Origin of the sequence: Streptomyces sp. NPDC046977, assembly GCF_040644455.1 — a bacterium.
Lineage (GTDB): Bacteria > Actinomycetota > Actinomycetes > Streptomycetales > Streptomycetaceae > Actinacidiphila.
The window spans coordinates 625585-632766 of sequence record NZ_JBEYWO010000001.1; the positions used below are offsets into that span (position 1 = coordinate 625585).

The following is a 7182-nucleotide window of genomic DNA, read 5'->3' on the forward strand; positions in this document are numbered from 1 at the left end:
GAAGTCCCCTCAGCCCCGGGCCCCGGGCACCCTCCCCGGCAGTGGGCTCAGGAGGTCAGCCAGGCGTGCACGGCGCGCGCGTCGAAGGAGTGCTGTCCGCCGCGGACCAGCAGCCCCGCCGTCGCGAAGGCGGGGTCGTCCGCCTGGGACGGCAGGTAGGGGACCGCGACGCACCGCATGCCCGCGCGGTGCGCCGCCTCCGCGCCGGGCGGGGCGTCCTCGACGACGACGCAGTCGGCCGGGTCGACCCCGAGGCGCGCCGCCGCCTCCAGGAAGACGTCGGGCTGCGGCTTGCCGCGCGGGACCTCCTCCGCCGAGACGACGGTGGTCAGCACCGCGCCCAGCCCGGTGCCGGCCAGCACCGCGGCGATCGCCTCCCGCGAGGACCCCGAGGCGACCGCCATCGGGTGCCCCTCGGCGTGCAGGAGGTCGACGAACGCGCGCATCCCGGGGAAGACATGGGTGGCCTCGCGCGCCAGCCGCAGGTAGAGCCGGTTCTTCGCGTCCAGCAGTTCCTGGACGGAGGCGCTGAGCCCGTACTCGGCGTGCAGGGTCTCCAGCGTCTCGCGGGTGCCGATGCCGATGAAGCGCGCGTGCTGCTCCCAGGTGAAGTCGTCGATGCCGTGGCCGGCCAGCAGCCGGCGGCCGGCTTCGAAGTAGTTGGGCTCGCTGTCGACCAGCGTGCCGTCCAGGTCGAAGATCACCGCGGGGAGAGTCATGCCGTCCAGCATGCCAAGCCCGCGATCAGGGCGTACGGGTGGCCGCCGCTCTGCCGATCTCCTCCACCAGGGGGAGCATGCGCTGCGGCACCCGCTCCCGCAGCGCCACTTCGGTGCGGGTGCGCACGACGCCCGGCAACTGGATCAGCCGCTGGATGACGTCCTCCAGGTGCGCGGCGTCGCGTGCCACGACGCGCGTCAGCAGGTCGCCGCCCCCGGTGATGGAAAAGGCCTCGATGATCTCGGGCACGGCGGCCAGCGCCTTTCCCGTGTCGTCCAGATGCCCCTGGGTCACCTCCAGGTGCACGAAAGCGAGCACGCGGTAGCCCAGGGCCTCGGGCGACAGGTGCGGCCGGTAGTCCGTGATCACCCCGTCCCGTTCCATCCGGTCCAGCCGGGCCTGCAGCGTCCCGCGCGCGATCCCCAGGATCCGCGCGCACTCGCGCACACTGGTGCGCGGCCGTTCCAGCAGCAGCACCAGGATGCGGGCGTCCAACTCGTCGGCGGGCACGGGCCGGCTCAGAGCAGGGCGTCGAGCGTGATCGGGAGTCGGTTGAGGCGCTTTCCGGTGGCATGGTGCACGGCGTTGGCGATCGCGGCCGCGATGCCGACCAGGCCGACCTCGCCCACACCCTTGGTGCCGGTCGGGGTGCCGCGGTCCGGCTCGCCCACGAAGACCACGTCCAGGTCAGGGATGTCGGCGTTCACGGCCACCAGGTAGTCCGCGAAGGTGCCGTTGGCGATGCGCCCGGTGCGCGGGTCGGTGACGGTGTCCTCGAACAGCGCCATGCCGATACCGCCGACCGTGCCGCCGATGATCTGGCTCCTGGCCGTCTTCGCGTTCAGGATGCGGCCGCCGTCGATCGCGGACACCACCCGTGCGACCCGGACGAGGCCGAGGTCGGCGTCGACCCGGACCTCCGCGAACTTCGCGCCGTAGGCGCCGGCCGGGGACATGCCCAGTTCCTCGGCGACGGGCGGGGTACTGCCCCCGGTCGCCGTGAGCTGGGGCAGGCCGTGACGGGCGAGGATGTCGACGTAGGACTCCCCGCGGTCCGGCCGCCCGGCAGGGAAGACCCGGCCGTCGCCGCACTCCACGTCGTCGGGGTTCACGCCCTTCAGGGGCGACTCGTCGTCCTCGCGCGCGAGTTCCGCGAACGAGCGCAGCAGCCGCCGGCAGGCGTCGTGCACCGCGTTGCCGAGCGCGCCGGTCAGCCCGGACCCACCCGCCATCATCGAGTCGGGCATGTCGGAGTCGCCGAGGTCGAACCGGACCTTCTCCAGGGGCAGTCCCAGTTCCTCGGCGGACAGCTGGGCCATCACGGTGTACGTGCCGGTGCCGATGTCCGTTGCCGCGCTGCGCACAAAGGCGCTGCCGTCGCGGTGGACGGTCGCCTCGGCCATGCACGGCGTCGCGAAGTACGGGAACATCGCGCTGGCCATGCCGTAGCCGATGAGCCAGTTCCCCTCGCGCATGGAGCGCGGCTCGGGATTCCGCTCGGACCAGCCGAAGCGGCGCGCGCCCTCCTCGTAGCACTCCAGGATCGCCTTGCCGGTCCAGGGCAGCCCGTTGCGCGGGTCGACGTCGGTGTGGTTGCGCACCCGCAGTTCCACCGGGTCCATGCCCAAGGTGTACGCCAGTTCGTCGAGGGCGCATTCCAGGGCGAAGTTGCCCTGCGCCTCGGCAGGGGCGCGCATGGACGTCGGCACGGAGACGTTCATCCTGGCCTGCCGGTCCTGGGTGATCACATTGGGGCACCGGTAGGCGAAGGAAGTTCCGTGGGTGAAGGGCTCAAAGTCGTTGTCCTCCATGCTCAAGGAGGTGAGGCTGCGGTGGTCGAGGGCGGTCAGCACGCCGTCCCGCGTGGCGCCGAGGCTGAGCCACTGCACGCCGTGGGGGCGGTGCCCGACGGAGGTGAACATCTGCGGCCGCGTCAGGACCAGTTTGACCGGGCGCTTGAGCACCCGGGCGGCCATCGCGGTGAGGACGACATGCGGCCACGCGCGCAGCCCGGCGCCGAAGCCGCCGCCGACGTAGGGCACCAGGACCCGTACCGAGCTCTCGGGAATGCCGAAGACCATGGCGAGCGTGGTGCGCACCATGGAGGGCCACTGGCTGGTGTCGTGCACGGTGAGCGTGTCGCCCTCCCACGCGGCCAGCGTCGCGAACAGCCCGAGCGGGTTGTTGGTGTTGTCCGGGGTGGTGTACGTGGCGCGCACGGTCACCTCGGCGCTCTCCAGGGCCGCGGCGGCGTCGCCGCGCGAGGTGTCCATCCCCCAGGGGTCGGTCACGTGCTCGGCACGCGGGTCCTGGAGGTCGAGCAGCGGCTCGGCCGTCTCGTAGTCGGCCCGCACCAGGCGCGCCGCCGCGGTGGCCTGCTCCGGGGTCTCGGCCACCACGAAGCCGATGTGCTGGCCCTGGTGGATGATCCGGTCGTTGCGCAGCGGCGCGGCCGGGGAGGGGCCGAGCACCGTCACCGGTCCCGTCCCGACCTCGGGGGCGTTCTCGTGCGTGAGCACGCTGATCACGCCGGGGGCGGTCTCGGCCGCCTCGGTGTGCATGCGGACGATCCGCCCCGCGGCGATCGTGCTCTGCACCAGGGCGCCGTAGACCTGCCCCGGGACGCTGAAGTCCATCGGGTACGGAGCGGTGCCGGTGACCTTGCGCGGACCGTCGACCCGGTTGATGCCCGTACCGACCAGGGGCCTGCTTTCGACGGTGCTCATGCCGCCACTCCTGACACTGTCTGCAGTTCGCGCACGAGGGTGCGCCGGGCGAGCGGCACCTTGAACGCCGTGCCCGGGAGGGTCCACGCGTCGCCCATCGTCGCCTGGGCCGCGTCCATGAACGCGGCCGTCGTGGCGGGCGCGCCGGTCAGCACGTGCTCGGCCTCGTAGGCCCGCCAGGGCTTCGACCCCACCCCGCCGAGCCCGACGCGGGCCTGGCGGATCGTTCCGCCGTCGAGGACGAGCAGCACCGCGGCCGAGGTGAGGGCGAACTCGTACGACATCCGGTCGCGCACCTTGAGGTAGCCCGACAGGGCGGCCGGTGGCGGCAGCGGGATCTCGATCTCGGTGATCAGTTCGGCGTGCTCCAGCACGTTCTCGCGCTCGGGGCTCTCGTCGGCGGTGAAGTAGAACTCCGTCAACGGCACGCTGCGGCGGCCCGACGGTCCCTGGATGTGCACGACGGCGTCGAGCGCCACCAAGGCGACGGCCAGATCCGAGGCGTGCAGCGCGACGCACCGCTCGCTCACCCCGAGCACGGCGTGCATACGTGCCGCGCCCAGCACCGCCGCGCAACCCGAGCCCGGAGCGCGCTTGTTGCACTCGACGACACCGGGATCGCGGAAGTAGCGGCACCTTGTGCGCTGCAACAGGTTGCCGCCGATGGTGGCCATGTTCCGCAACTGGACGGACGCGCCGAGCAGCAGGGCCTCGCGCACCACGGGCAGCCGCTCGGCCACCGTGGCGTCGGCGGCCAGCTCCTCCATGGTGGCCAGCGCACCCACGTGCAGGGTCTCGCCGCGGCGCTCGATGCCGTGCAGCGGGAGCCGCGTGATGTCGATCAGCCGCGGCGGCTCCAGCACCCCGTCCTTCATCAGGTCGAGCTGTGTCGTGCCGCCCGCCAGGCAGGACGCCTGCGGGTCGTCCGCCAGCATCCGCACCGCTTCCTGGGTGGCCGTGGCCCGCACGTACTCAAAGGTGCGCATCGCGACCTCCCTCGGACGCCGCCTCGCGTATCGCGGCGACGATGTTCGGATAGGCGCCGCAGCGGCACAGGTTGCCGCTCATGAACTCCCGGATCTCCTCGTCGGAGCCGGCCCGGCCCTCCGCCGTCAGCGCCACCGCGGACATGATCTGCCCGGGGGTGCAGAAGCCGCACTGGAAGCCGTCGTGCTCCATGAACGCCCGCTGCACCGGATGCGCCCCCTCGCTGCCGGACAGGCCCTCGACAGTGGTGACCGCCCGGCCCTCCGCCTGGGCGGCCAGGGTCAGGCAGGCCAGCACCCTGCGGCCGTCGAGATGCACCGTGCACGCACCGCAGGCGCCCTGGTCGCAGCCCTTCTTCGTGCCGACCAGCCCCAGCCGGTCCCGCAGGGCGTCCAGCAGCGTCACCCGGGTGTCCAGGCGCAGGGTGTACGACCGGCCGTTCACGTCGAGCGTCACGACCCGCTCGATGATCGCGGGACGGTCGTCCACGTCCCGCTCGCTCGCCACGTCCCTCATTGCGTCCTCCTCCGGACGGGCCGGATACGAGTGGAGCCCCTTCCGGGGCGGATCCGGTGCGTTGGTTCGTCAGGAGCCGTGAAAGGCGGGAACCAACCGTTAGGTGTCGGTATGCCCGCCTTTTGCAGCAATATACGCCGTATGGGTGGTCCGGCATGGGCCACTGGCCCGGCACCGGCCCGACGGGCGTCCCGGGCCGGTGTGCCAATGGCCCAGGGCAACGGGCGCCGGTTGAGCCACGGGCCCGGGTGATGCTTGTCTGAGGCGGACGATGGCGTTGCGGGAGGCCGGTGTCCTGGTCCCCGCAGCGCCTTCGCCATGCACGGACAGCGGCACAGCACGGCACAGCAGCGACAGCACAGCACGGACAGGGCAGGGGGCGGGACGGCACTCGTGGTCAAGCGCATCTTCCACGCACCCGACCCGGGACGGGCCCGGCTGCGCGCCGCCACCCGCGCCGTCCTCGGCATCGGCGCGGGCGTCGCCTCGGCCGCCGCGGCCGGGCTGCCGCTGCCCGCTGTCGTCGCGGGCGGCCTGGCGGCGCTGCTCGCGCTGTTCGTCGTGGCGGATCCGGGACCCGCCCGCCAGGCCGTGACGACCGTGCTCCTGCCGGTCGCCGGCTTCCCCGTGCTGGCGCTGGCCGTCTGCCTGCACGCCGTCCCCGGCGCCCGGGACGCGGCCTTCCTGGCCGTGGTCTTCGCGGGCGTCTACGCGCGCCGCTGGGGGCCGCGCGGCCACGCCCTGGGCGTCTTCGCCTTCATGATGTTCTTCGTCGCCCAGTTCCTGCGGGCCGGTCCCGGGCTGCTGCCGGAGCTGTACGGGGCCATGGGGCTCGGACTGGGCTGCGCCGCCGCCGTCCGCTTCGGCGTGTGGTGCTACGAGCGCGGCGCCGTACCCGCCCCGGTGCCCGTTCTGCCGCAGGAGCGCGGGCTGCGGCGTGCGACCACCCGGCAGGCCTTCCAGGCGCTGCTCGCGGCCGCGATCGCCGTGGCGGCCGGTCAGGCGCTGTCGCAGGACCGCTGGTACTGGGCGGTCGGCACCGCCTGGTGGATCTTCGTGAACACGGCGTCGCGCGGCGAGACGCTGGTCCGCGGCTTCCGCCGGGTGCTCGGCACCGTCGCGGGCATCGCGGGCGGCCTCGCGGTCGCGCTGCCCCTGCACGGGGCGCCCGTGCCGACCGCGGCACTGGTCGCCGTGTGCGTCTTCGGGATCTTCTGGAGCGCCCCGGTCTCGTACAGCTGGATGATGTTCTTCGTCACCGTCATGGCGGGGCTGCTCTACGGACTGCTCGGCATTCTCCGTCCCGGGCTGCTCGCGCTCCGGCTGGGGGAGACCGCCGTCGGCGCGCTGGCCGCGGCCGTGGCGGTCCTGGCGGTGCTGCCGGTGACGACGCACGCGGCCACGGACGCGTGGATCCGGCGCGCCCTGCACGCCGTGCGCGATGCCACCGGCGAGGCCGCCCGGCACCTGGCGGGCGGACCGGCCTCCGGGGATCTCGCCCGTCACGTCGCCGAGCTGGACGCGCTGCTCGTGCGGGTGCGGCTGTCCGTGGCGCCCCTGGTGCACCCCCTGAGCCCCCTGCGGGCCCGCAAGGCGCGCGCCCGCGCCGTGCTCGCCCTCCTGGACGAGTGCGCCCGCCAGGTCGCCGGTCTCGCCGAAGCCGCCGCCGACCCCCTGGCCTGCCACGACGAACGCCTCACCGCCGCCTGCCGGCGCGTGGAGGCCGCCCTGCGGCGGCTCCTGGCACCGCCGGCGCCCGGACCGCCGCCCCCGGCCGCCTCCGGCGCCCCCGGAGGGCACCCGCACGCCGAGCGCGCCCTCGCCCACCTCCACGGGCTCGAAGCGGCCCTGACCGGTCTGGCCGTGCCGCTGGGCACCGGGCCGCGCACCACCGTCCCGGTCTGACCCGGCAGCCGCAGCCGTATCGACACGTACTGCTGTCGAAGCGTGACGCAAAGCAATCACCGGTGGCGCCGCACATAGACACCCGGCGCGGTTTTGGGTCGTATTCACCCCTGGAAGACCGGATGGATCGTTCCTTCCGCGCAGTAGACCGGTTCCATCTCGCGTCCGACACGCGGGCCGTCACGGGACACGGCCCGCGCGGAACCGTCTTGGGGGTACGTGGCGTGCTGAGGTTTCTGCGCCGTGCAGGAGGAACGAATCAGCGGACGTCGGCGGGGGCAGGCCGCGCCCCCCCCCCCGGCCACCACAAACCCAAGAAGGAGGCAGA

Annotated in this window: 6 protein-coding genes; 1 reads left to right on the forward strand and 5 read right to left on the reverse strand. The window is 73.4% G+C overall.

The window, feature by feature from the left end:
- Window positions 1-47: 47 nt before the first annotated feature.
- The 5 genes from ABZ883_RS02430 to ABZ883_RS02450 are packed head-to-tail and all read right to left on the reverse strand — an operon-like array spanning window position 48 to window position 4949.
- Window positions 48-719, reverse strand: coding sequence for an HAD family phosphatase (locus ABZ883_RS02430; RefSeq protein WP_360900152.1), 672 nt, complete (start codon window positions 717-719; stop codon window positions 48-50).
- Between the two features lie 25 nt (window positions 720-744).
- Complete coding sequence (locus ABZ883_RS02435) at window positions 745-1230, reverse strand: Lrp/AsnC family transcriptional regulator (RefSeq protein WP_360900154.1); 486 nt, start codon at window positions 1228-1230, stop codon at window positions 745-747.
- 8 nt (window positions 1231-1238) lie between these two features.
- Window positions 1239-3446 carry a xanthine dehydrogenase family protein molybdopterin-binding subunit gene (locus ABZ883_RS02440; RefSeq protein WP_360900157.1) on the reverse strand — a complete coding sequence of 736 codons (2208 nt, stop codon included), beginning with the start codon at window positions 3444-3446 and terminating at the stop codon, window positions 1239-1241.
- Entirely contained in the window at window positions 3443-4432 is a 990-nt protein-coding gene (locus tag ABZ883_RS02445) for a xanthine dehydrogenase family protein subunit M (protein ID WP_360900160.1), read from the reverse strand. Before ABZ883_RS02445 ends, ABZ883_RS02440 begins: the two co-directional genes overlap by 4 nt.
- Window positions 4419-4949 carry a (2Fe-2S)-binding protein gene (locus tag ABZ883_RS02450; RefSeq protein WP_360900163.1) on the reverse strand — a complete coding sequence of 177 codons (531 nt, stop codon included), beginning with the start codon at window positions 4947-4949 and terminating at the stop codon, window positions 4419-4421. The genes ABZ883_RS02445 and ABZ883_RS02450 overlap by 14 nt, the downstream gene beginning before the upstream one ends.
- Window positions 4950-5354: 405 nt before the next feature.
- Here ABZ883_RS02450 and ABZ883_RS02455 point away from each other — a divergent pair, with 405 nt between their 5' ends.
- Window positions 5355-6854, forward strand: a complete 1500-nt coding sequence (locus ABZ883_RS02455) for an FUSC family protein (protein ID WP_360900230.1) — start codon at window positions 5355-5357, stop codon at window positions 6852-6854.
- Window positions 6855-7182 lie beyond the last annotated feature (328 nt).

Coding starts and splice junctions, on each gene's coding strand:
- ABZ883_RS02445 (WP_360900160.1), bottom strand. CDS start 4,432: ATGCGCACCTTTGAGTACGTGCGGGCCACGGCCACCCAGGAAGCGGTG.
- ABZ883_RS02440 (WP_360900157.1), bottom strand. CDS start 3,446: ATGAGCACCGTCGAAAGCAGGCCCCTGGTCGGTACGGGCATCAACCGG.
- ABZ883_RS02450 (WP_360900163.1), bottom strand. CDS start 4,949: ATGAGGGACGTGGCGAGCGAGCGGGACGTGGACGACCGTCCCGCGATC.
- ABZ883_RS02430 (WP_360900152.1), bottom strand. CDS start 719: ATGACTCTCCCCGCGGTGATCTTCGACCTGGACGGCACGCTGGTCGAC.